Raw genomic sequence first — 26,418 nt, 5'->3', positions numbered from 1 at the left:
AATTTGAACATGTGTAACACCTAATTTTTTCAAATAATTTAATTGTTTATCTTCTATTACTCCTAAAAATTTACCTTTATTTACTGAAGTTTGCGTAAAATCTCTAACTGATATTTCATAAATTATTGCATCCAATGGATTTTTAAAACTTTCCATTCTTTCAAAATTTTCAATTTGAGCTTTATCTCTATCTATTATTATACCTCTACCACTATTAACTTCACAAGCTATAGCATAAGGATCTGTTGTAATATATCTTTCATCTTCTGTAAATACTTGATATTGGTATCTCTTACCTTCAAAATCACCAGGTAAAACTTGTTGAAATAAGCCTATTTCTGTAATTTTTTCCATACCATAAATTTTTTGTCCTATTATCAAGTCTACATTTACAGCATTAGGAGCATACAGCTTAAATTCAGTATATTCTTTATTATACTTTACTCCCAATTCACCATTGTATATCTTATACTTCATCTTTTATTACCGCCTTATTTAATCTTGAATAAGTTTTTGTCAAATCATAAATTTTTGAACTCAAATCTTTAGTTAAACTTTCTTCTTTTATACGCCAAGACCAATTCCCAAGTGTCGCAGGTGTATTCATACGACCTTCATCTCCAAGTTCTAAGAAATCTTGAATTTGTGCTATTGCTATGTTAGCTACTGAACTCCAAGCAGCTCTTATAAATCCTAAAACATAATCTTTCTCATCTGTTAAATGAAGATATTTCTTAGCAAACTCAACTTCTTCTTTATTAGCTTTATTAAACCAAGATTTAACAGTATCACTATCATGTGTTCCTGTATATACAGCCCAATTTCTTTCTATTTGATGAGGTATGAAATCACTTTCATTATTAGGATCAAATGCAAATTGAAGCATTTTCATCCCAGGAAATCCTGTTTTTTCTCTAAATTTAACAACCTCTACTGTAGTATATCCTAAGTCTTCTGCAACTATTTTAATTTTTCCTAATTTTTCTTCAACTTTTTCAAATAGTGCTTCACCTTCTGCTTTAACCCATTCTCCATTTCTAGCATCTTCATCATATTTAGGAACTGCCCAATATGATTCAAATCCTCTAAAGTGATCTATTCTTAATACATCTACATATTTTAAAGTTTTTTCTATTCTATTTATCCACCATTTAAAGTCTTCTTCTTTATGTTTTTTCCAATCATATATTGGATTACCCCATTTTTGTCCTCCTGCACTAAATCCATCTGGTGGACAACCTCCAACTTTATCTTTTATAAATAATTCAGGATTTTTCCATACTTCCATACTATCTGGAGCAACATATATAGGCATATCCCCTATTACTTCTATTCCTAAACTATTAACATAATTTTTCCAAGATGTATATTGTTCAAAAAATTTAAATTGTAAAAATTTATGATAATTTATTCTATCTTCTAATTCTTTAGAATATTTATTCATAGCTTCTTTTTCCCTATTTTTTATATCTTCTGGAAAATCTTCAAATGACACATTACCAAAATGTTCTTTAAGAGCCATAAAAAGTGAATAATCTTCTATCCAATCAGAATTATCATTTAAAAATTTTAAATATTTTTCATTATCTTTACTACTCTTTTTAAAATTTTCATAAGCAATACCTAGTACTATATTTCTAGTAGTATATATTTTACCAAAATCAACTCTTTCTCTATCATTACCATAATCTAAATTTTTAAAATCACTTTCTTTTAAATATCCCTCTCCAGCTAATATTTTGAAATCTATAAAATATGGATTACCTGCAAAAGATGAAAATGATTGATACGGAGAATCTCCATATCCAGTAGGCCCTATAGGTAATATTTGCCAATAACATTGACCTGACTCTTTTAAAAAATCTGCAAATTTATATGCTTCTTCTCCTAAATTACCTATACCATACTCACTCCATAATGATGATATATGCATTATGATTCCACTTTTTCTTTCTTTGTTTATATCTTTATAATTATACTTATCCATATTACTCCTATCTTTCTATTATTTCACTTTCTACTACTATATAATTAGATTTTAATTCCTTTTCTGCTATTTTACTTGTTAATAAATATATCACACCTTTAGCTAATTTATCATATTTAATATCAACTGTCGTGAATTTATAATTCAAATAACTTCTTAATTTAGAATTGTTAAATCCTGTTACTTCTATATCCAAACCTAAGTTATCTATAGCCTTTTTAGCACCTATAGCTAATATATCATCTGTTGTTATAATCGCATCAATTTTATCTATGTTATTATAATTTTCAACATTATTATATGCTAAATCTGAACTAAACTCAGGAAGTGATAAAATATTTTCACTTTCAAAATTTATATCATTCTTTTTTAGAGCATCTAAATATCCTTTTTTTCTATAAACAGAAACACTCATATCACTTGGTCCAGAAATAAACAATAAATTTTTCTTACCTTTTTGTATTAATTTATTTGTAATATCAAAACAAGATTTTATATTATCATTATCTATCCATAGACCTTTTGTTTTATTATTAGGTGTTCCTATTATTGCGTATGGAAATGATATTTTTTCAAAATACGATATATGTTCTTTATCTTCAATAAAATTAAGAAAAATCAATCCATCAATTCTATTACTTTTAATTAACCTATATACATTTTCATAAGCCTCTTCTTTATTTTCAAACTGTAGATATAATGTATAATAACCTAAATCTAAAGCATATTTACTAATAAAAGGTATAATTTCATTGTAATAATCATTTTGAAGAGGATTTTCTATTTTTGCAGAACTAACAACTACCAATCCTAATATATTACTCTTACTTTTAGTTAATGAAACAGCTGCAGAATTAGGAAAGTAATCTAATTGTCTAACAACTTCCATAACTTTCTTTTTAGTTTTATTACTTATTAAATTACTATTAGACATAACTCTTGAAACTGTCGCCTCACTAACATTTGCAATTTTAGCAACATCTTTTATAGTAGACTTTTTCATATATGCTCCTTTCTATGCAAGCACTTACATTACAGTATACAATCAAATCTTAAATTTTTCAACACCAATTTTTTAAATTTATTTCAGAAAATATCATACAATTTGAAGATCTTCAGTTATTTCTTTCATTCTGCCTTTAGAAATAGATTTGCTAGAAACTCCATCATGACTAATCTTATCTACACTATTACTAACATCATTAATTTGATCTGAAGGAACTAATTTACTTTGTCCTCTATATTTATATCCATCCTTATTATAAAATGAAGCATCTGTTTTTTTACAATCTATAAAGTCTTTTCCAGAACTATATCTACACCTATTCCAAAAAATCTTTACTTAAACTATTAAGTATTACAGTCCATATTTTAGTTTTTCCTGTAACTACAGAGACAATATAACTATAGCCTTTAAAAATTTTATCTTTAATAAATAACAAATTATTATTATTTTCTTTAATTTTAACTATTATTAAATAAAAATTATAAAAATAGATTAAATTTGACAACAAATATAATTAAATGTAAATTGTGAGTATATAAAAACATATACCTCCAAACTTTTAAGTATAATTATCAGTTCTTCAGTATATGTTTCAAATTAAATTTTAGAATTTATTACCAAACGTATTCAACGTTTAATTTACCTTTTCCTTCAACATTTCTTAAACCTTTATTGCTTCCTTCTAATGCAATTCCAAATTTAGCACTAACTTCAGGTTTGAATGTTACTTTACCATATTTAATTGTAGCATTAACACTTGGTGTAACATCTAAAATATGTTTAGTTCCATATGTAGTAAATCTTACTTTTTCTTTATCTATATCTCTTTGTTTTTTAGCAATATAGTCAACTACAGTTTTTTCTTTTGAAGTTTCAAAGTTATCTTTAACTAATCTATTCATTCCTTCTTTATTTCTTTCAAATTCAGTTTTTGATAAATTATATAGATAATCTGTATCAAGTCCTGCTCCTATAGAGTAATTAGAATTTATAGCATATTCTACATTAGTTTTTAATTCAACTTCACCCTTATGTTCTTTAGTTAAATCTCCTTCAAATGGTTTAACAAAGCTTCCATAGTATCTTCCTAATAATTCAGCACTTGTTGACCATGCTTCTTTTGTATATCCTAATTTAAATGCAAGTTCAGAACCTACATATGAATTTTGTTTAGCCTTATTTTCAAAAGCAAATTTATCATCTTTACGTAATACCAATTTATCATATAGTCCAAATTCACCAAAGTTATCAAATCTAGTAGTTAAATCAAATTCTCCTAATTTTTGTTGGTAACTATTATTAAATACTACATCAACAAATTGGTTAACTTTAGGAAGTAAAGAATTTCCTGGATCTACATCTAATCTATAACGCACATCTAATGCATTATTTAAATTAGATGAAGTATAATTAACTCCAAGTCCTGTAACTAATTGATTTTTAACTTTAGACATTCCATATTTATTATTTTTAGATTTAATTTCACCAAATTTAATAGCAAACTTGTCATCTAAAACTCCATTTACTTTAAATCCATTATTAAATCTATATTCTAATTTATTTTTTGTTTCAAATTCATTGTATAAGTCTTTAACTACTACTTCTTCTTCTGGTTTAAAGTAGTTTGGTTTTCTACTTGTTTTACCTTGTGCTTTTAATAAGTATGTAGCATTTTTATTCTTAGTAAATGCAGTCCAGTTAGAATTTTCATATTTAACATCAAATACTACAGATGGTGCATGTAATAATAATCCTATATTTTCTTTATATATGATTTTTGATTTACTATCAGTAATACTCTTACCTTCTTTAATAGGTATATTACTTACTTCCGCGTTATAATTTAATCCAAGTTTTACTTCAAGATCTTTAACACCAGTATATTTAAATTCATTTTCCACTCCTACTTTGTATGCTCTTTCACTTACAGCATTAGAATTTGAAGGTGTTTTTTCAAGTACTGTATATAGATCAAATAATGGTTTAGTAGATACGCTAAATCCGTTGCTTTCTACACCTAATTTAACATTCCCTTTTAATCTTCCACCATATTTGAAGTTATTTTCTATACTACTATCATCAAATAATTTAGTTTCAACATCAGTAACTTTAACTAAATCTTTAACATCTCCTATTGTATGATCTAATTCACCTGATACATTAAATATTCCTAATTGTGTTCCAACTTTAACAAAATTTTCAACTCTGTTGTATAAAACAGGTCTACTTGTTAAAGGTGTTCCATCTTGTTTTAAAGTTTCTCTATTTTTTAAGTTATATATACTTCCTAATGAATAATTGAAGTTATCTGCTTTTCCATTTACTATAGCTGATAATAATAATTTATCATTTGAATTTATTGTATATTTATCAGTTCCTACATTTTCTTCTTTTTCAGTTTCAAATACATATCCATTTTCTTTATAAAAATCTAATTTATCTTGCTCTTTATAATCTTGTTCTAATTCTTTTCTTTTTGCCTCGCTCCATACATTTTTTGCACTTAAGCTGTTTTTAAATGCTTCTTCAACTGCTAAATAATCTTTATCTTGATCAGCATATATTGTATTTAAAATTAAATTTGAGTTATTTCCTATTTTAGTGTCTACTCTAGCTCCTATATATGCTTGGTTTTTATCTTTATGTTTTAATCCAGTAAATAAAGTTACATCTTTATTTTCATCTAAATAGAATCCTAAATCTAATTGTCCTTTTAAAGGTACTTTAGCTTTACCTAATTGTAGATTTCCAGTACTATCTTTAGTAACTTCATTTTCAGTTTTTACTTCTCCATTAAATTTTAAATACCCTGTTACATTTGAGAATGAAACAACAGTATTTAGTGCCAATAATCCTAAAATATATTTTTTCATACTTTTCCTCCCTAACTATTTTCAAGTATATTTTATCAACGTTTTTTATTATTGTCAACTTTTTTATTCATTTTAATCAAATCGGCTATTTTGTATATACAAAAATATATTTTCGTAAATAAAAAGACCTCATTTTTGAGGTCTAATCATATATATTACCACATATATTCTACGTTTAATTTACCTTTACCTTCAATATTAGTTAATCTAAATAAATCAGATTTTAATCCAAATCCAAATTTAGCACTAACTTCAGGTTTAACTGTTACTTTACCATATTTTAATTCAGCATTTACTTTAGGCATTACATCTAATATATGTTAAGTTGCTATCTTCCAATCTTGTTAATTCTTTAAGAATATCTTTTGGTTTAACGTAGATATAATCCTCTACTGATTTTTCTACTGAAGTTTTGAAGTTATCTTTCATCAATCTGTTGATTCCTTCTTCAGTAGAATCATCATTTTCTATAATTTCTACAATTTCATCAGTAATTATTTTTTCACTACTTAATCCCTTGCTCTTTTTTTCAAATACTTTTTGTTTTTCTTTATAGTAATGTTCTACTCCTCTTAAAATATTTTCAGACCTTATTTTTATTCCTTCATCAGTTTCTTCTTTAAAAACGCTTCTAAATTCTTTTTTTAACCATTCCAATAAAGCTTCACTTTTTTCACTATTACAATTTTTTTGCATAGCTTATTATAAACCGTTTTACTATACCTATACCTTTTTCTTTTTCTTCTTCACTAAAATACATTTTCCACCTCATTCTATATTATGTTTTGAAAATTTTAATATATATCAATCATATAATTTTAAATTTTCTAACAGTTTGTTTTTAAACACTTCACGTAATTCCTTAGGTTCTAATATTTCCACATTTGAATAGAACTGTGGAAAATATACTAATGCTAACTTATTATCACATTCAAATAAATATTGATCATCTTTTTTTTCAAGAAGTTTTGGTCTGTTCATAGGTGTTCTCTTATATAGTCTCAATCCTTCTTCAGTAAAAGAAACTTTAACCTTGTTACTATACGACAAAAATGGATCAAAATTATTTAATACATTTTCTATATATTCCGAATCTCTTTCTACCCTATTTTGAACGTGTTGATAAACTATTTTTATATCTGATATCTTATAATTTCTATAATCCTGACATTTATAACAATAACAGAATAAATAAGATCTACCTTCTTGCTCATATGCTTTTATAAAATAAGGATCAACTCTTCTTACTTTACCATGATATTTTATACTTATTTGTTTTCCAAAATTGATTGCATTTTCTATTGGAGAAAATATATCTTGAAAAATTATTTTCTCTCTTGTAGTCCTTAAATTGTTTACATAATTAATAAATAAACTTCTGATAAAATCAGATATTGTTTGAAATTCTCTTCTTTTTAATTCATCCATAAATATATCATCATTATATTTATCTAAATTAAACTGTAATATTTTAGTCGTTTCTCTTTCAAAATTAATAGAAATTATTTTTTTATCTAAATAATATTTGAAAATTCTATTCCCTATACCTCCAGGTTCTATATCAAAATAATCAGAATCTGAAATAATAATATTATGAACAAATTCTGGCAAAGTTGATCTTACTTTAATCATAATAATACCTCTTAACGATTTAATTCTTGTATAAATTTTACCATTTTACCCTTCTATAAACAAGGAATGATTCATTTAAATAAAGATTCCCTTTTAAAATTTTATACCCTTATTAAAAAAGGATTTTTTTAAATTTTAAAAATATTTTTAGTCTTTTCAATATAGTATACCCCACCATATATAAAATTAGAAATTTTTTACAAACATCAGGCTATATTATTTGATATTAGAAGTCAATTTATGGTATAATCATACATATTAAAAAATAAAAAAATATATATAAGGTGGTAAAAATGACTGGAAATGAACTTAGAAAAAGTTTCGTTGATTTTTTTAAAACTAAAGAGCATAAACATTTTGAAAGTGCATCATTAATACCTGATGATAAAACACTTTTATTAACAGTAGCTGGTATGGTACCATTTAAACCTTTTTTCTTAGGAGAAAAAAAAGCACCATATAACAGAATAACTACATATCAAAAATGTATAAGAACTAATGACTTAGAAAATGTTGGAGTTACTCCACGTCACCATACTTTCTTTGAAATGTTAGGAAACTTCTCTTTTGGTGACTATTTCAAAAAGGAAGCAATAGCTTGGTCTTGGGAATACATTACTACAATATTAAAATTAGACCCTAAAAGACTTTATGTTTCTGTTTATTTAACAGATGATGAAGCATACAATATATGGGTTAATGAAATAGGAATACCTGAAGATCACATGGTTAGATTAGGTGATGATGATAACTGGTGGGCTGCTGGTCCAATTGGTTCTTGTGGTCCTTGTAGCGAAATATATTATGATACATTAAATATGGGTCCTAATAACGAAGAAATTAATTCAAAACCAGGAGATGAAGGTAATAGATTTTTAGAAATATGGAATTTAGTATTTACTGAATGGAATAGATTAGAAGATGGAACACTTATACCTTTACCTGAAAAAAACATCGATACAGGTGCAGGTCTTGAAAGAATAGCCTCTGTTGTACAAAATAAAGAAAATAATTTTGAAACAGACCTATTTACTCCAATTACTAAAGTAATTAATAAGATATTAGATATTAAATCTGATACTACTAAAACTTCTGTTAAAATAATAGCAGATCATCTTCGTGCTTCTACTTTTTTAATTTGTGACGGAGTTCTTCCATCTAATGAAGGACGTGGATACATACTTAAAAAACTAATAAGACGTGCATACGGTGCAGGTGCTTTAGAAAATCAAAAAATATTTAATAATTCTGAAACTTATTTATATAAAATAGTTGATACAATAATAGATAATATGAAAGAAGCTTATCCTGAACTTGAAGAAAAAAGAGAATATATAAAAAATATAGTTAAAAATGAAGAAGATAAATTCTCTAAAACTTTAAAAATTGGAACTAACATATTATTTGATGAAATTGAAAATAGTAAGAATAATAAAATTTCTTCAGAACTTTCTTTCAAACTTTATGATACTTACGGATTCCCTTTTGAATTCACAAAACTTATAGCTGAAAGCAAAGGATTTACTGTTGATGAAGATGAATTTAATGAAAAATTAGAAGAACAAGTTAAAAGATCACAAAACTCAAGAAACTCTGTTTCTGATATGATAAAAGATGAATTTATAGGAAAATTCTATGAAGAACATGGAAAAACTCATTTTGTTGGTTACGATACATTAAAATCTTATTCTAAATTATTACATATAAAGGAAAATGAAGATAATTTATTTGAAGCTATATTTGAAGAAACTCCTTTTTATGCTGAAAGTGGTGGACAAGTTTCAGATAAAGGAATAATAAAAGATAAAAATGGATTTGTTGGTGAGATAGTTAATATAGTTAAAAAGTCTGATATATTCATACATTACTTTAAATTAATTGAAGGTGAGATCCCTAAAGTTAACAGTGAAGTAAAATTAATAGTTGATGAACAACATAGACTAGAAGTTATGAAAAATCATACAGCAACTCATCTACTTCATAAAGCTTTAAGAGAAGTTTTAGGAACAACAGTAGAGCAAGCTGGTTCTCTAGTAAACTCAGAAGGTCTTCGTTTTGATTTTTCATACTATAACCAAATAACAACTGATGAATTAAAGAGAATAGAAACTATGGTAAACGATGCAATACTTAAAAATCTACCTGTATTCATAAATTATGAAAATATAAATGAAGCTAAAGAACGTGGTGCAATGGCACTATTTAGTGATAAATATGGTGATATTGTAAGAGTTGTTGATATTTCTGATTATTCAATAGAATTATGTGGTGGTACACATGTTAGATCAACTGGTGAAATTGGATTATTTAAAATTTTATCTGAACAAGGAAAAGCAAGTGGTGTAAGAAGAATAGAAGCTATTACTGGACATAAAAGTTTAGAATATGTAAATAATTTAGAAAATTTAATAAATAATATATCTTCTAGTTTTAAAACTAGTCCAGCTAATGTTGAAATAGCCGTTTCTAAAGCACGTGAAGAAATTAAAGAAAAAGACTCTTTAATAAAAGAACTACAATCAAAAATAGCTGAACTTGAAGTATCAGAATTAGTTAATGAAGCCTATACTATTAATGATGTAAAAGTATTAATAAAGAAATTTAATAATAAATCAATAAATGAACTTAAAGAATTAATTGATATTGCAAAAGTTAACTTAAAATCTGCTGTAATATTGTTTGCATCTAGTAATGATAATGCTATATTTGTATCAGGAGTAACAAAAAATTTAACTGATAAATTTAATGCTGGAAATATAGTAAAATTAGCTTCTAGTATAACTAACGGTAAAGGTGGAGGTAGAGCTGACTTTGCACAAGCCGGAGGTAAAGATATTTCTAAAAATAGATGAAGCAATAGCTGAAGTTAAAAAATATATTGAGGAGCAATAATAAATGAATACTTATTTAGGTCTTGATATTGGAGATGTAAGAATAGGTGTTGCAAAAACTGATGCTCTTGGTATGTTTGCATCAAGTTATGAAGTTATAGATAGAAATAAAATAAATCCATTTCAAAGAATTTATGAAATTATTAAAGAAGAAAAAGTTTGTGCTCTTGTTGTAGGTCAACCTAAGACTAAAGATGGACAAAATGCTATTCAAGTTGAAAAAGTAGAAAAATTTATAACCGAATTAAAAGAGTTAATTGGAAAAGAATTTAAAATTTACTACGTTGATGAGAGATATACAACTAAAGAAGCTGAATATTATCTTAAAAATTTCTCTAAAAAAAATGGTAAAGAAAGAAGAAAAGTTGTGGATATGGTTGCAGCAACTATAATTTTACAAAATTTTCTAGATTCAAATAATAAATTTAAGAAATAATATAAAAGGAATTACAATTTGAAATAATATTACAATATATTCTTTCTATGTAATTCCTTTTTAAATATTTATTATTTAGTTTTTTCATTTGTTTTATTAAATATAAATATACCTACAATTCCAGCTAAAATCATTATTGTGCTTATTATATAAGGAGCTCTTATACCATAAAGTAACAAATCTTCTGTTCTAAATGTACTAACTATTATTCTAATAATTCCATAAGATATAATATATATCATAGAAAGTACACCTCTATTATACTCTTTTTTTCTAAATACAAACCATATTAAAATAAAAGTTATAAAATTAAGTATCATTTCGTAGAACATAGCTGGATGTAATTTCATATTAGGAAATTCACTACCAGCTGGTGTATTTTCTGGAAAAACTATACCCCAAGGTACAAGTTCTTTAAACTTTAACTGTTCTATTAAAGTCATTTTTTGAAATTCTGACCACCAAGTATTAAAATTACCTTTTAAAATTACACTTAGAGGAGTTATTACTGGAAATCCGTGTATTTCTCCATTTGCAAAATTTCCTATTCTACCTAAAGCTTGTCCTAATATTAAAGGCCCTACAGCCATATCAGTTAAAACCCAAACATTTAATTTATTTCTTCTTGCAAATATAAATGCACCAACTAATCCCCCAATTATACCACCATGTATCGCAAGTCCTCCATGCCAAACCTTGATAATTTCACTCATATTTTGACTATATATATCCCATCTTAATAATACATAGTACAATCTAGCTCCTATTAAACCAAAAACTATTTCATTGTATGCAAAATCTTCTATTTTATTAGAATCTACTCCTCTTTTTTCTGCAATTTTATCTCTTTTAGCTATAAATATAGCTAAAAATAATGATATTATATACATTAATGAATATATTCTTAATTCAAAATTACCTATTTTAAATAAATATGTTTTCATTTTAATCCTTTCATTGTTTCAATTATTTTAATTCCTGCATTTGAACGCAATTCAGATGTATTTGAACCAAGAATAACTGAAACTACTTTTTCTTTTCCAAAATCCATATAATACACTATATTATATCTTGCTTTACTGTGATATCCTGTTTTAAGTCCTTTAACTTCAGAATATTTTTCAATTAAAGGATTAGTTGATTTTATTTTAGTTCCATTACTTAACACCACAATACTATTTGAAGTTATTTCTAATATTCCTTTATATTTCAATGAATTAATTGCTAATTTATAAATATCACGTGAATTTCCTATATCCATTTTTCTTTTACTATCAGTTGGTGGAAGACCATTTGGAGTATAAAACCTTAATGAATTTAATTTCAATTTTCTTGCTTTATTATTCATTTTTATAACAAAATTATTTATATCTCCATCACCAGATAAATACGCTAATTGATACGCTGCTGAATTTGAAGAATTTATTAAAAGTAATTTCAATAAATCTTCAACTGTGTATACATCTTCTTTTTTTATCCTATAACCATAAGGAATTTGAAGCGCATCTTCAACAACATTAACATTAGTATTTAAAGAATACTTACCACTATTTATATCATCAAATATTATTTGAGCTGTCATTAGTTTAGTTAACGAAGCTAATGGATTTAACTTATTTTCTTGATATGAATAATATTTATTACCTTTTGAATCACCTATATACAAAGTTTTATAAATTTTAAAATTACTTTTATGTATATTTGCCATATTATATGTAATATTTTCCTTAAATTTATCAGAATATCCAAAAATAAAGCTAGAAATTATAAGGAATGTAAATATTTTTTTCATATTTCTCCTATTCATATAGTTCAATTAATTTTTCAATTTCTGAATTTTCTTTAATCAAACCTAATTTTTTAGATATATTATACCATTTTATTATATTCTTATTATCCAAAGTTTTTGTATACTCATTAAATATATTTTTAGCATATTCAATATCTCCGTTATTATATAATATAGTATAAAATTTTATAGCATTTTGTGTATCATTCATTTTAGAATACATTATAGCTAATTCCTTTATTGCTATAATATTATTTCTTTTTGCAGATAAATTTAACCATTTCAATGTATTTGAAATATCTTTTCTTGTTTTATAAATTTTAGCTATTTCATAATCCAACTCTTTTTGACCCAAATTGTATGCTTTAATTAAATTAACCAATACTTCATTATTATTTTTTTTTCTTAATCCTTGAGTAGCCTTATCTAAATATATTTCTATTTTAATATTTTTAATTTCCTTACTTTTATATCCCTTAGGTAATTTAGAAATTAAATTAAGAGCTTCATCATAATTAAAATCTTCTATTTCAAGCAATATTAAATTAAATATGGAATCTGTGTTTCCTAATTTTGATCCCATTTCTAATACTTCTCTCAATTTAACATTATCTTCTATTAAATAATAAACATATGAAAGAGTATTGATTGCCACAACATCTCCTTCTTTTGATTTTTTTATTAATTTTATCACTTCTGTTGGCGATATATTCCTAGCCTTAAATTCATTTAATTCGTATTCAGAAAAATTTTCCTTTAAATTATTATTTTGTAATATTAAATTATTATATGAGGATTTTTTTTTAACTATTTCAACTTCTATATCCTCAGCACTACTATTTTCTACTTTTTCTATTTTAGATACTTGATTAAAACAAGATAAAAATAAAAATGTGCTTAATATATATATATATTTCCTCATAATACACCTCTTTTTATTTTTCAAATTTTACAAAAGTTTTAATTAATTCATTTATTACAAAAGGTATTAACGCAAATATTATAACTATATCCCAATCAGATATATTTAAGCTTTGTACATTAAATATTTTAGCTACTCCTGTTGTATTTATCAATAATATCTGTAAAACTAAACCAATAATTACAGATATATTTAAATATTTATTTTTAAATATCCCTATTTTAAATGTTGATACATTATCAACTCTCATTGTATACGCATAAAATAACTGCGAAACAGTTAAAACAATAAATGACATAGTTCTTGCATGTGTTAAATCCTCATCACTTGCCATACGCATTGCAGAAATAGTAGTAATATCTTTTTCTATAAGTCCTATGATAAATGCAAGTAAAGTAAATACTCCTATTAATGTTCCTCCTATTATAGCACGAAGTCCAGCTCCTTTTGCAAAGAAACTTTCACTTACTGGACGAGGATTTTCATTCATAACATCATCATTACCTGGATCTAATCCTAAAGATATTGCAGGTAAAGTATCCGTTACTAAATTAATCCATAATAATTGAGTTGCTACAAGTGGAGTTGGAAAAGCAAATAAAGTTGCCACAAATATAGAAATTACTTCACCTAAATTACATGAAAGTAAGAACATTATAGTCTTTTTAATATTATTGTATATATTTCTACCTTCTTTAACAGCTTCAACTATAGTTGTAAAATTATCATCAAGTAATATCATATCTGCTGCACCTTTTGAAACATCTGTACCTGTTATTCCCATTGCAACCCCTATATCTGCTCTTTTTAATGATGGAGCATCATTAACACCATCTCCTGTCATAGATACTATATTTCCTTTAGCTTTAAGAGCTGAAACAATATTTACCTTATGCTCTGGTGAAACTCTTGCAAATACAGAATATTTTTCTATATTTTCAAAAAATTCTTTTTCATCTAATTTATCTATTTCAGGACCTGTAATACTTTCTTCTATACTTTTTGCTATATTTAATTCTTTAGCTATTGCAACTGCTGTATTTTTATGATCTCCTGTTATCATAACTACTTTTATACCAGCTTTTTGAGCTTTTGAAATAGAAGCTTTTACTTCTTCTCTAGGTGGATCTATCATACCTACTATTCCAACTAAAATTAAATTGTTTTCAAGTTCATTTGATTCTAAAAATCTATCAGATAATTTGTAACCCAATCCTAAAACTCTTAATGCCTTATTTGACATTTCTATACTTTTACTTAATATATTTTCTTTATATTCTTTTGTTAATTCAACTACTTCATCACCAACTAAAATATATTTAGAAATATTTATAATATCTTCTATTGCTCCTTTAGTATAACTAATATATTTATCTCCATTTACATGAAGTGTTGACATTAATTTTCTATCTGAATCAAAAGCAAATTCATTAACTCTTTTATACTTGTTATTCAATTCTATTTGATTAAATCCATGTTTTATAGCATTAACAACAAGAGCTATCTCTGTTGGATCTCCTATTATTTCTGTTGCATCAGATGAAAGCATTAAACCTTTTCTTAATATATCATTGTTACTTGCTAAACTATACTCTTGTACTACTGTCATCTTATTTTGTGTTAAAGTTCCAGTTTTATCTGAACATATAACATTAACAGAACCTAAAGTTTCAACAGCTGGAAGCCTTTTAACTATTGCATTATTTTTAGACATTCTAGTTACACCTGTTGAAAGAACAATAGCCACTATTGCAACTAGACCTTCAGGAATAGCTGCAACTGCTAATGAAACAGCTGTAATTAACATATCAAGGGCTGATCTTCCTTGTAAAACACCAAGTATAAATATAACAAAACATACAATCATTGCAATATATCCTAATGTTTTACCTAAAGTATCTAATTTTCTTTGAAGTGGTGTTTCATTATCATCTTCACTCGTTAAGGCTTTAGCAATCTTCCCAATTTCTGTATTCATTCCTGTACCTATAACTACTCCTTCTCCTCTTCCATAAGTTGCAAGAGTTGATGAATATGCAAGATTTATTTTATCTCCCATAGGTATATTATGGTCTCGTGCTATAAAATTAGCATCTTTATTAACTGCATGTGATTCTCCAGTAAATGCTGATTCTTCAACTTGTAAATTTTGTGTTTCTATTAATCTTAAATCAGCTGGTATATATCTACCTGCATCTATTATTACTATATCTCCAGGAACTAATTCTTTAGAATCTATTTCTATAACTTCACCATTTCTTCTTACTATAGCACGTGGAGTAGATAATTCTTTTAAAGCTTCTAAAGTTTTTTCAGCACGAGATTCTTGAACTACTCCCACAACAGCATTAATTAATACTACCATAAGTATTATAACTGCCTCTGTTAACCCATCTATTCCATGAGCTATTACATTTATTACAGAAGCTATTAAAAGTACGTATATCATTACATCTTTAAGTTGATATATGAATCTTTGAAATAAAGTTTTTTTCTTAACTTCATCTAATTTATTTTCTCCATATTTTTGAAGTCTTTCATTAACTTCTGAATCCGAAAGACCAACTTTACTATTTACATTTTGTTCTTTTAATACTTCATTTACACTTTTCTTAAATTCCACTATTTATTATCCTTCCATAAATAAATTTCACCCATTTTGTAATATTCATACATAGATATTAAAGATAATATTACTGATGGTAACATTACTATACTATTAGCTATTTTACCAAATGAAAATAATATAATAAATAAGATAGCTAGCATTTGTGTAGCAGTTTTTAATTTTGCAACATTTGACGCCGCCACTATTTCTCCACCATTTTCTACTATTAGTGTTCTAATGGCAACAACAACAAATTCACGAGAAAGTAAGATTAAAACAAACCATACTGATAATAAATTGTATCTTACTAATACTATCAGTATTGAAAATACAAATATTTTATCTGCTATTGGATCCATCAATTTACCAAAATTAGTTACTAAATTATCTCTTCTTGCAATGTATCCATCTAAAAAATCAGTTAGTGCTATAAAAATAAATAGTATTACTGTACTTAAATATAATAGCGCAGAAGAAAGAATAGATAAAAAGCCACTTCTTAAAACTACATTAGAATCTGTATAACCAAATCTTAATAATAAAAGAAATACTAAAATTGGTGTTAATATTAATCTTAAAACTGTTAATTTATTTGGTAAATTTAAATTTTTCATTTTATTCCTCCTCTTTTTTTAACAATGCTTTCATACTTAAACTAAATTTATCATCTTCAACTGCTATTACTTTTACATCTACAATATCATTAACTTTAAGAACTTCTTCAACCTCTTTTATTCTCTTGTTACTAATTTCTGATATATGAAGTAATCCTTCAGTTCCTGGCACGACTTCAACAAAAGCTCCAAATTTAGCTAATTTTGTAACACGACCTTTAAATACTTGTCCTACTTCTGCAATAAATGTATATTGTTTTACAAGTTCTAAAGCCCTATTCATTTTATCCATATCTGTACCAAATATAGCTACACGACCATCATCATCTACATCTATTTTAACTTCAGTTTCCTCTATTATTGCCTTTATTGTTTTACCAGCAGGACCTATAAGAGCTGCAATTTTATTAGGTGAAATCTTTAAATTAATTATCTTAGGTGCATTAGCATGTAATTCTTTTCTTGGTTCAGGTATTGCTTTTTCCATAACATCTATTATGTGCATTCTAGCACTATGTGCTTGTTTTAATGCTATCTCCATTATTTCTCTAGTAATACCTTCTATCTTAATATCCATTTGTATAGCAGTTATACCCTCTCTAGTTCCTGCAACTTTAAAGTCCATATCACCTAAATGATCTTCTAATCCTTGTATATCTGTTAATACTGTGAAATCATCACCTTCTTTAATTAATCCCATAGCAATACCTGCAACAGTTCCCTTTATAGGTACACCTGCTGCCATTAAAGCAAGAGATCCTCCACAAATTGAAGCTTGAGATGATGAACCATTAGATTCTGTAATTTCTGAGACTACCCTTACTGTATATGGGAAATCATCAATACTTGGCATAACAGCTTTAAGTGCTCTTTCTGCAAGATTTCCATGTCCTAGTTCTCTTCTACCAGGGGCACGCATAAATCCTGCTTCTCCTACTGAAAATGGTGGGAAATTATAATGCAAGAAGAATTTTTTAGTATATTCCCCTTCTATTCCATCTATAATTTGTTCATCTTCTTTAGATCCTAATGTAGCCGTAACTAAAGCTTGTGTTTCTCCACGAGTAAATAGTGCTGATCCATGTGGCATTTTTAATATATCTACCTTTGCATCAAGAGGTCTAATTTCATCAATCTTTCTTCCATCTGCTCTATACTTATCAAATATTATTAATTCTCTTACTATTTTCTTTTCTAAATCGTGGTAATAATTTTTAAATTCTTTAACTAAAGTATCTAGTGATTTAGTTTTAGAAGCTCCTATTAATTCAGCTAATTTTTCTTCTTCAGTTAATTCTCTACTCATAATTTCTTTTGCCATATTTTGCTTAAATACTTCAAGTAATGATTCTTCTAGCTTATCTATAGCTTCATATTTTTCAAGTTTTCCTGGAACAAGTATAGCTTCTTTCAATTCTCCTATATATTGATCTAAAAAGTTTCTAACTCTTTCATCAGCAACTGGAGCTACAAATTCCATTTTTTCAATATTTAATTCATTTAATATATTTTCTTGTTCTTCACATAATTTTTTAATATTATCATGTCCAAATATTATAGCACCTAGCATTTCTTCCTCTGTAACTTCACTAGATCCTGCCTCAACCATAGTTACAGCACTCTTTGTACCTGCAACTGATAAATATATTTTAGTATTTTCTCTATCTTCTCCTTTAGGATTTAAAACATATTCTCCATTAATATATCCCACTGTAACACCTGCTACAGGTCCTGCAAATGGAATATCAGATAATCCTAAAGCAAATGAAACTCCTACTGTTGCTATATCTTCTGGCATATTTACACCGTCAAAAGATATAACGTTTACAACAATATGAACTCCATTAAAGAATCCTTCTGGGAATAAAGGTCTTATAGGTCTGTCTATAAGTCTTGAAATTAAAACTTCTTCTGTTGAAGGCTTAGATTCTCTTTTAATAAAACCTCCTGGAAATTTACCAGTTGAATAGAATTTTTCAATATAGTCTACTGTTAATGGGAAGAAATCTTGTCCTTCCTTAACATCCTTACTTCTAGTTGCCGTAACTAATAATGTTGTATCTCCTTTACTAATTAAAACAGATCCTCCTGCCTGTCTTGCAACTTCTCCTGTTTCTACAGTAATTATTTCATTACCTGCATTTAATTTATAAGTTTTTTTATCAAACATAATACCTCCTAATTTTTAAAGAGTGAGCAAATAACATCAAAAAGCTCCTTAAAAGCTCTTTGAAATTACTTACTCCTAACTCTTTATATTACTTTAATTTTACCATATTTGAATACATAATTACAATATATATGTAAAAAAAACATGCACTTACTTTATAAGTACATGTTATAATCACAATTAATATAAATACTATTTATTTTCTATTCAAAATGTGTTTCCTTTTTCAATGTAGGGAATAGTATTACATCTCTTATAGATTGAGAATTTGTCATTAACATAACAAGTCTATCTATTCCAATTCCAAGACCTCCAGCAGGTGGCATTCCATATTCTAATGCTCTAATATAGTCAAGATCCATTTCTCCTGCTTCGTCATCTCCATTTTCTTTTGCTCTAACTTGTTCTTCAAATCTTTCTTTTTGATCTTGTGGATCATTTAATTCAGAATATGCATTCCCATATTCTCTTCCTGTGATAAATAGCTCAAATCTATCTACCCATTCACTTTCACCTTCCATATTTTTAGAAAGAGGTGAAATTTCTTTAGGATATTCTGTAACAAAAGTCGGATTAACTATTGTAGATTCAACTTTTTCTTCAAATAATAAATTTAATATACCAAATTTAGTGTATGATTTAGTTTTATCTAATTCTATACCTAAATTTTTTGCAAATTCTATTGCTTCTTCATCACTCTTCATTAAATTAAAATCAAATCCTGTTTTTTCTTTAACTATTTCACGCATAGTAACTCTTCTCCAAGGTTTTGACATATCTACCTTATATTCCCCATAAGGTATTTCGTATGTGTTATATAGATGTTTAGCCATTTCAGATAATAAATCTTCTGTTAAATCCATCATATCATTGAAATCAGCATACGCTTGATATAGTTCCATCATTGTAAATTCAGGATTATGTTTAATTGATGTTCCTTCATTTCTAAAGTTTCTATTAATTTCAAATACTCTTTCAAATCCACCCACTAGTAATCTTTTTAAATAAAGCTCTGGTGCTATTCTTAAATACATATCCATATCTAAAGTATTATGATGTGTAATAAAAGGTTTAGCATTAGCTCCACCAAGTGTTGGATGTAACATAGGTGTTTCTACTTCTATAAAGTTTCTACTTTCTAAATAATTACGCATAAATCTAATAATTTCAAATCTTTTTTTCATAGTATCTTGTACTTCAGGATTCATTACAAGATCTACATATCTTTGTCTGTAACGCATTTCTATATCTTGCAATCCAGAGAATTTATCAGGAAGTGGTCTAACATTTTTAGTTAATATTTCTATATCACTTGCCTTAATTGTTAATTCTCCTGTTTGTGTACGGAATAACTTACCTTTTACACCAACAAAATCTCCTGTTGCCATCTTTTTATATATCTCATATTTATCATCACCAATTTCATCTTTTTTAGCATAAAATTGTATTTTACCACTTAAATCCTGTATATGAGCAAATCCATTTTTACCCATTCTTCTATAAGAAACTATTCTACCTGCTGTTTGAAATTCTTTTTCAGAATTTTCATCATAATTTAAAATTTCAGATATATTTTCTTTTTTATCGTATCTTCTTGCATAAGGTTCAAGACCTTCAGCCCTTAATTCTTCAACTTTTCTTGCTTTTTCTTTCATTACATGGCTTACATTAACCACAGTTTCTTTATTATCCATATTCACTCCCTTACTATATTTCTATGTTGATACTATAGCTAGAAACTAAATCTAACGCATTACTATCATTATATATATTATATTCTAAATCTATTTTACCATTTTTTACACTAATATTTCTAGTAATAATATATATTTCTAATAATAAATTTGAAGTTTTAAGAAAATTTTTAGTAATTTTCCCTTTTTTATATACATTAGTATAAGAAATTTCACCATCTTTTGTCATTATTATTTCTTTATCTTTTACTTTTAATGTATAATTTTCTCCATTTAATTTATATTTTATAATCCCATTTTCATCTATTTCATGATCAATAACATGTTTTATTTTTTCATTTTCTATTAAATCATGTATTACAAGTATCATTAATTTTCATCCTCAAATAATTCGTCTAGGAAATCATCTATTTCTTCATCATTTTCTTCTCCTAAGAATACCATATCATCTTCCTCTATAACTGAATCACTCTCTAAACCATCATCAGTATAACCATCATAATCAGATGTAAAATCATTATCTTCCCAATATTCAAATTCTTTTTCTTCAAGTTTGAATGCTTCTTCTTGATAATGATCTATTATACTTTCTTCTTCTTCCTCATCATCAAGCAATTCTAATTCTTCTTCTTCGTAGAAAAATACTTTTTTCATACCATCTTCACTTTCACATATTAAATATTCAATACCTGAATATACCGTTTCTCCTATACATGTAAAATATTCTATATTTCCATCTATTTCATAATCAAATTCACTACCTGTTGTATACACAATTACCTCCTATTTATGATAACTAATATTATTATTAATACATATTGACCTATAAATTTGTTCTACTAAAATTAACCTCATTAACTGATGAGGAAAGGTCATTTTAGAAAAACTAATCCTCATATCTGCTATATTCCTAACTTCATCGTTATATCCATTAGAACCACCTATTATGAAATTTATTGTACTCACATTTAAAGTCAATTCATCTATTTTTTTTGCAAGTTCTTCACTTGTCAATCCCTTGCCTTTTAAATCTAGTAATATATTATACCCTATATTTTTATTTATAGTATCTAATAAATTTTTACTTTCTTTATTTATTGCAAAATTTATTACATTATCTGCTTCGTCTTTAATTTCTATAATATTTAGTTTTATATATCTTCCTAATCTTTTAGAAAATTCGTTTATACCATCTACTATATATTTTTCTTTTATTTTACCTACACAAATAATATTTATTTTTAACATCTTTCTCCCTAACTTAAATATTTCACAATGCTTTATATCATATATTTTTTGTTTTTTCAAGTAATTTTTTGACTTTTTCTATATAAATTTGTATATTTTATTTCACTCTTCCAAAATTTTTATCTAAAAAATATTTAGATATTTTAGTAATGATAGGTCTTCCATGAGGACAGGTATATTTACCTACACTATGTAATCTTGTAACCATATTTTTCATTTCATCTCCACTTAATTTTTGTCCTGCTTTAATTGCTCCACGACAAGACATTGATATTAATATTCTTTCACGAATATCTCTAACTTTATCATTAATTTTTAAATCTTCTATAATTTTATATAGTATATTCACTATACTTTCTCTAAAAGTAAAATTAGGATATGCTCTTAATATTATATTATTTTCTCCTATATCATCTATATCAAAAGCAAGACTTCTTAATATTTCTATATTATTTAATACTATATCTTTATCTAAAGGTGTAAGTGTTATAACCTCTGGAATCAACATAATTTGCTGTGATAATTCTTTTTTAGAATAAGCTTGTATCAATTCTTCATAAAGTAATCTTTCATGTATAATATGTTGATCATATATTTCTAATTCTTCTTCACCTTCGACTAATATATATGTATCAAATATTTGCCCTATCACATTATATTCCTTATCTATTTTAACTTCTCTTTCAAAAAATCCTTTTAAATACCCATTATCTTCTTCTTTTATTTCTTCTATAACTTTATTTTCTTCAACTATATTTTCTTCAATTTTATCTTCTACATTTAATTTAACTTGATCATTATTTATATATTTATTTTCAGTAAACTCAAATTCATAATTACTCGGTTTTGAAGATGTTTCTTCATAAATATATGAATTAGATATACTGTTTATATCTTCACTAATATTTTGTTGTGTATATGTATATTCAACACTATTTTCCATCTTAGGCTGTAGTATAGGTTGCCAATTTTTTCTATCATATTCATAAAAGAAATCATCTATAGAATTTTTTATATCCCCATATACATATTTTTCATCTGAAAATTTAACAAGTTTTTTAGATGGATGAACATTTACGTCTATTTCTTTAGGATTTATATTATATGTTATTATAGCAAAAGGATATTTACCTTTCATAAGTTTTGTATAGTAGCCATCAATTACTGCTCTATCTATAACATTAGATTTAACATATCTACCATTAACATAAGTATAAATATACTCTTTAGAGGATCTTAATATTTCAACATTACCAAGATAACCATATTTAAATTTAGTTAAATTTTTAAGTATATTTTTACCAAAAATTTCAAATATTGTACTTTCCATCCCATTTCCTGTAGTTTTAATAGAAGATTTACCCTCTATATTTAAGGAAATAGCAACATTTGGATTAGCTAGAGCTTCCTTTAACACTATATCTTTAATTTTAGTATATTCTGTACTATCTTTTCTTAAAAATTTTTTACGTGCAGGTGTATTATAGAAAAGATCTCTTATTTCAATATCTGTACCTGTAGTTCTAGATATATCTTCATATTTCCTAACAATTCCACCATAAGAATTAAGTATAGTCCCAACTTTATCAACTTCTCTTTTACTTGAAATAGAAATTTTTGAAACAGAAGATATTGAAGCTAGCGCTTCTCCTCTAAAACCATAGGTCGTAAGATTAAAAATATCATCTTTTTCAGAAATTTTTGATGTTGCATGTCTTTCTATACTTAATAGTACATCTTCCTTACTCATTCCTTTACCATTATCAGAAATTTTAACATAACTTCCACCACTTAAAACTTCTATATCTATTTTTGTAGAATTTGCATCTAAAGAATTTTCCAATAATTCTTTTATCATACTTGCAGGATTTTCAACAACTTCTCCCGCAGCTATTATATTCGAAATACTCTCATCTAATATTTTTATTTCTGCCATAAATCTCACCCCTTCTAATTTTCTTTAATAGTCTAACACATATTTATATTCATGTCTATTGAATTTTTTTATATATATTGGTATAATAAATTTGCGAAGATATACGGAATAGTGATACCTTTATTTTGGGCTTTACTTTTTGGTTAAGGAGCTGTCCCTGACTTAGTATACTTGAGGAAATCACGATTTGATTTAATGGCTTATACGGATCTCATAATAATTAGTTATATGGCTACCACTTGGTTTTTAAGGCAACCAAAACCTTTTCACTCCGGTATCTTGGCTTTAAAAAAAGGACTTTCATAGTCCTCATTTTTATTTTATAAAGTTTATAACATTTACTTAATATTTCTATCTAATCTAATATATCTTCTGTTTTATAATTATACAATCCTTCATACTTATATGACACATCAATATTTTTAGCAAGTAAACTAAAATCTATCCCACTAGAAATATCTATTAAATTTTCTTTAATTAAATACTTTATTTCTAAGGTATTAATAAAACTTCTCTCCATTGCCAAAATATATTCATCTCTATCAATATTTATCCAATTAACAAATTTATTAAACTTTTTTCTTAAAAGTAAATCAAGCCATACTCTTGTTGCTCTACCATTACCTTCATAAAATGGATGTAATATATTCATTTCAACATACTTTTCTATTATTTCATCTAATGTATTTTGTTTCATTTTACTTGCAATTTCTAAATTAGATTCAAGATACATTGCTCTACAAAAAAAACACATACCTTTTCTTACATCTAATTTTCTTAATACACCTGCTTTTTTGAAACAATCTTCAAATATATATTTATGTATATCTATTAAGTTTTTTGAACTTCCTTCATTTTCTATAAACATATTATTTATATATATATCAAATATTTTTTTCTTACTTATTCTTTCTTCTTCGGCTTCAGATACAATTCTATCAAGATTTAAAAAACTATATTTATTCATATACACCCCAGTTTGAAAAAAGAGGGATTTCCCCCTCTTTTTAATCTTCTATTTTCTTTAATTTTAATTCTTCACTTAATTGTCTAACATCAACACTTGCAGGTGCTCCTGTTAATAAATCTTGCCCCTTATTAGTTTTAGGGAATGGTATTACTTCTTTTATAGAAGTTTCCTTTTGCATAGCCATAAGCCATCTATCAAGTCCAAATGCAAGTCCTCCATGTGGTGGAACTCCATAACTTAATGTTTCTAAGAAGAATCCAAATTTATCAATTTGTTCTTCTTTAGATAATCCTAATGTATCAAAAACTTTAGCTTGTAATTCTGAATCATGTATTCTTATAGATCCTCCACCTATTTCATATCCATTTAATACTAAATCATAAGATTCAGATTTAATTTTTTCAAGTTCACCACTATCTAAATATTTAACATCTTCTTTTTTAATTGATGTAAATGGATGATGTTGTGCTAAATATCTTCCTTCTTCCTCTGAATATTCAAACATAGGGAAATCAACTACCCAAGCAAATTTAAACTCATCTTTATTTATCAATCCTAAATCATTTCCTAATTTTAATCTTAAAGCTCCTAATCCATCAAGAACTATTTTATTTTTATCTGCTAATATAAAAGCAATTTTATTATTAGTTAACTCTAAAGTATTTTTTATATTATTTAAAGTATCTTCATCAAAAAACTTAGCTATAGGTGAATTTATATTCCCATCTTCTCCAACTTTAATATATGCTAATCCTTTAGCTTTGTAATAAGTTTTAACAAAATCTTCAAGATCTTTAATTTTCTTTCTTGAAAAATCAACATCATCTGATACTATAGCTCTTACACTACCACCATTACTAATAGCATCATCAAATACAGAAAATCCTTTATTAGCAACTATTTCTGATAAATCTTTAATTTTCATATCAAATCTTAAATCAGGTTTATCTGAACCATAATTATTCATTGCATAATCATAAGTTATTCTATCAAATTTTTCTAATTTTTCTTCACCTGTAACATCTTTAAATACTTTCTTAGCAAGTCTTTCAACTAAATCCATTATATCTTCTTGATGTATAAATGACATTTCCATATCAAGTTGAGTAAATTCTAACTGTCTATCTCCTCTTAAATCTTCATCTCTAAAGCATTTAGCTAGTTGATAATATTTATCCATACCTGCAACCATTAAAGTTTGTTTAAATAATTGTGGAGACTGTGGAAGAGCATAAAACTCACCCTTTTGCATTCTACTTGGAACTATGAAATCACGTGCTCCTTCAGGAGTAGCTTTTCCAAGTATAGGTGTATCTATATCTAAGAATCCTTCATTGTTCATAAATTCTCTTATAGAGAATAACATAGCATTTCTTTTAACTATATTATCTAACATTTTCTTTCTTCTTAAATCTAAATATCTATATGTCAATCTTAAATTTTCATTAATATTATTTTCTGATATTTCAAAAGGCAAAGCTTTAGATTTAGATAACACATTGATATTTTCTGCTAATACTTCTATATCTCCAGTTAATATATTTTTATTCTTACTTGTTCTTTCATTTACTTTACCTTCTACTTGTATTACAAATTCATTTTTTAATTTTTTAGCAAGTTCTAATACTTCTTTAGGTGAATT

22 protein-coding genes are annotated in these 26,418 nt (G+C 26.0%); 2 read left to right on the top strand and 20 right to left on the bottom strand.

From position 1 onward, the window contains the following. The 7 genes from ACWYO2_RS00920 to ACWYO2_RS00890 form a co-directional block, all read right to left on the bottom strand. Positions 1–477 (bottom strand): GlgB N-terminal domain-containing protein (locus tag ACWYO2_RS00920; RefSeq protein WP_455514618.1); only part of this gene is annotated, 477 nt, incomplete at its 3' end. After that, complete coding sequence (gene malQ / locus ACWYO2_RS00915) at positions 467–1,987, bottom strand: 4-alpha-glucanotransferase (RefSeq protein ID WP_455514617.1); 1,521 nt, start codon at positions 1,985–1,987, stop codon at positions 467–469. The genes ACWYO2_RS00920 and malQ, both read right to left, overlap by 11 nt. 7 nt (positions 1,988–1,994) lie before the next feature. Then, positions 1,995–2,990, bottom strand: a complete 996-nt coding sequence (locus ACWYO2_RS00910) for a LacI family DNA-binding transcriptional regulator (RefSeq protein WP_455514616.1) — start codon at positions 2,988–2,990, stop codon at positions 1,995–1,997. A gap of 617 nt (positions 2,991–3,607) precedes the next feature. Then, positions 3,608–5,866, bottom strand: a complete 2,259-nt coding sequence (locus tag ACWYO2_RS00905) for a hypothetical protein (RefSeq protein ID WP_455514615.1) — start codon at positions 5,864–5,866, stop codon at positions 3,608–3,610. Positions 5,867–6,021: 155 nt separating this feature from the next. Then, a complete protein-coding gene (locus tag ACWYO2_RS00900; protein WP_455514614.1) occupies positions 6,022–6,171 on the bottom strand; it encodes a hypothetical protein in 150 nt (49 codons plus the stop codon). Further along, positions 6,164–6,562, bottom strand: a complete 399-nt coding sequence (locus ACWYO2_RS00895; RefSeq protein WP_455514613.1) for a hypothetical protein — start codon at positions 6,560–6,562, stop codon at positions 6,164–6,166. Before ACWYO2_RS00895 ends, ACWYO2_RS00900 begins: the two co-directional genes overlap by 8 nt. A 108-nt stretch (positions 6,563–6,670) precedes the next feature. Continuing rightward, positions 6,671–7,498 carry a WYL domain-containing protein gene (locus ACWYO2_RS00890; RefSeq protein WP_455514612.1) on the bottom strand — a complete coding sequence of 276 codons (828 nt, stop codon included), beginning with the start codon at positions 7,496–7,498 and terminating at the stop codon, positions 6,671–6,673. A gap of 293 nt (positions 7,499–7,791) precedes the next feature. On the opposite strand from ACWYO2_RS00890, the gene alaS reads away from it, so the two are divergent. Both alaS and ruvX read left to right on the top strand, forming a co-directional pair. Further along, the gene (gene alaS / locus ACWYO2_RS00885; protein WP_455514611.1) at positions 7,792–10,350 is read left to right on the top strand and encodes an alanine--tRNA ligase; all 2,559 of its coding nucleotides are present in this window, start codon (positions 7,792–7,794) and stop codon (positions 10,348–10,350) included. Positions 10,351–10,393: 43 nt separating this feature from the next. Then, positions 10,394–10,825 carry a Holliday junction resolvase RuvX gene (ruvX, locus tag ACWYO2_RS00880; RefSeq protein WP_455514610.1) on the top strand — a complete coding sequence of 144 codons (432 nt, stop codon included), beginning with the start codon at positions 10,394–10,396 and terminating at the stop codon, positions 10,823–10,825. Positions 10,826–10,896: 71 nt separating this feature from the next. On the opposite strand, the gene lgt is transcribed toward ruvX, so the two are convergent. From lgt to aspS, 13 genes are all read right to left on the bottom strand, one after another. Next, positions 10,897–11,769, bottom strand: coding sequence for a prolipoprotein diacylglyceryl transferase (gene lgt, locus ACWYO2_RS00875; RefSeq protein ID WP_455514609.1), 873 nt, complete (start codon positions 11,767–11,769; stop codon positions 10,897–10,899). Further along, positions 11,766–12,617, bottom strand: a complete 852-nt coding sequence (locus ACWYO2_RS00870; RefSeq protein ID WP_455514608.1) for a D-alanyl-D-alanine carboxypeptidase family protein — start codon at positions 12,615–12,617, stop codon at positions 11,766–11,768. The genes lgt and ACWYO2_RS00870 overlap by 4 nt, the downstream gene beginning before the upstream one ends. 7 nt (positions 12,618–12,624) lie before the next feature. After that, positions 12,625–13,536, bottom strand: a complete 912-nt coding sequence (locus tag ACWYO2_RS00865; RefSeq protein ID WP_455514607.1) for a hypothetical protein — start codon at positions 13,534–13,536, stop codon at positions 12,625–12,627. A 13-nt stretch (positions 13,537–13,549) separates the two neighbouring features. Then, entirely contained in the window at positions 13,550–16,159 is a 2,610-nt protein-coding gene (locus tag ACWYO2_RS00860) for a cation-translocating P-type ATPase (RefSeq protein ID WP_455514606.1), read from the bottom strand. Continuing rightward, complete coding sequence (gene pgsA / locus ACWYO2_RS00855) at positions 16,159–16,758, bottom strand: CDP-diacylglycerol--glycerol-3-phosphate 3-phosphatidyltransferase (protein WP_455514605.1); 600 nt, start codon at positions 16,756–16,758, stop codon at positions 16,159–16,161. The genes ACWYO2_RS00860 and pgsA overlap by 1 nt, the downstream gene beginning before the upstream one ends. Before the next feature lies 1 nt (position 16,759). Then, a complete protein-coding gene (gene pnp, locus ACWYO2_RS00850; RefSeq protein ID WP_455514604.1) occupies positions 16,760–18,928 on the bottom strand; it encodes a polyribonucleotide nucleotidyltransferase in 2,169 nt (722 codons plus the stop codon). A gap of 203 nt (positions 18,929–19,131) precedes the next feature. Next, complete coding sequence (lysS, locus tag ACWYO2_RS00845; RefSeq protein ID WP_455514603.1) at positions 19,132–20,622, bottom strand: lysine--tRNA ligase; 1,491 nt, start codon at positions 20,620–20,622, stop codon at positions 19,132–19,134. A gap of 13 nt (positions 20,623–20,635) precedes the next feature. Next, positions 20,636–20,992, bottom strand: coding sequence for a DUF1934 family protein (locus tag ACWYO2_RS00840; protein WP_455514602.1), 357 nt, complete (start codon positions 20,990–20,992; stop codon positions 20,636–20,638). Beyond that, positions 20,992–21,396 carry a hypothetical protein gene (locus ACWYO2_RS00835; RefSeq protein WP_455514601.1) on the bottom strand — a complete coding sequence of 135 codons (405 nt, stop codon included), beginning with the start codon at positions 21,394–21,396 and terminating at the stop codon, positions 20,992–20,994. The genes ACWYO2_RS00840 and ACWYO2_RS00835 overlap by 1 nt, the downstream gene beginning before the upstream one ends. Before the next feature lie 9 nt (positions 21,397–21,405). After that, positions 21,406–21,870: a 23S rRNA (pseudouridine(1915)-N(3))-methyltransferase RlmH gene (gene rlmH / locus ACWYO2_RS00830; protein ID WP_455514600.1), complete on the bottom strand. Its 465-nt coding sequence runs from the start codon at positions 21,868–21,870 to the stop codon at positions 21,406–21,408. A 97-nt stretch (positions 21,871–21,967) separates the two neighbouring features. After that, the gene (gene mutL / locus ACWYO2_RS00825; protein ID WP_455514599.1) at positions 21,968–23,806 is read right to left on the bottom strand and encodes a DNA mismatch repair endonuclease MutL; all 1,839 of its coding nucleotides are present in this window, start codon (positions 23,804–23,806) and stop codon (positions 21,968–21,970) included. A 355-nt stretch (positions 23,807–24,161) separates the two neighbouring features. Next, positions 24,162–24,773 (bottom strand): Fic family protein, encoded by a 612-nt coding sequence (locus ACWYO2_RS00820; RefSeq protein WP_455514598.1) that lies wholly within the window; start codon positions 24,771–24,773, stop codon positions 24,162–24,164. Positions 24,774–24,813: 40 nt separating this feature from the next. Beyond that, positions 24,814–26,418, bottom strand: a 1,605-nt coding sequence (gene aspS / locus ACWYO2_RS00815; protein WP_455514597.1) for an aspartate--tRNA ligase, incomplete at its 5' end; no start/stop codon positions are given.

This window comes from Pseudostreptobacillus sp. (assembly GCF_977040545.1).
The sequence above is the reverse complement of the archived record's forward strand: the minus strand, read 5'-3'. Positions and strand labels throughout refer to the sequence as shown.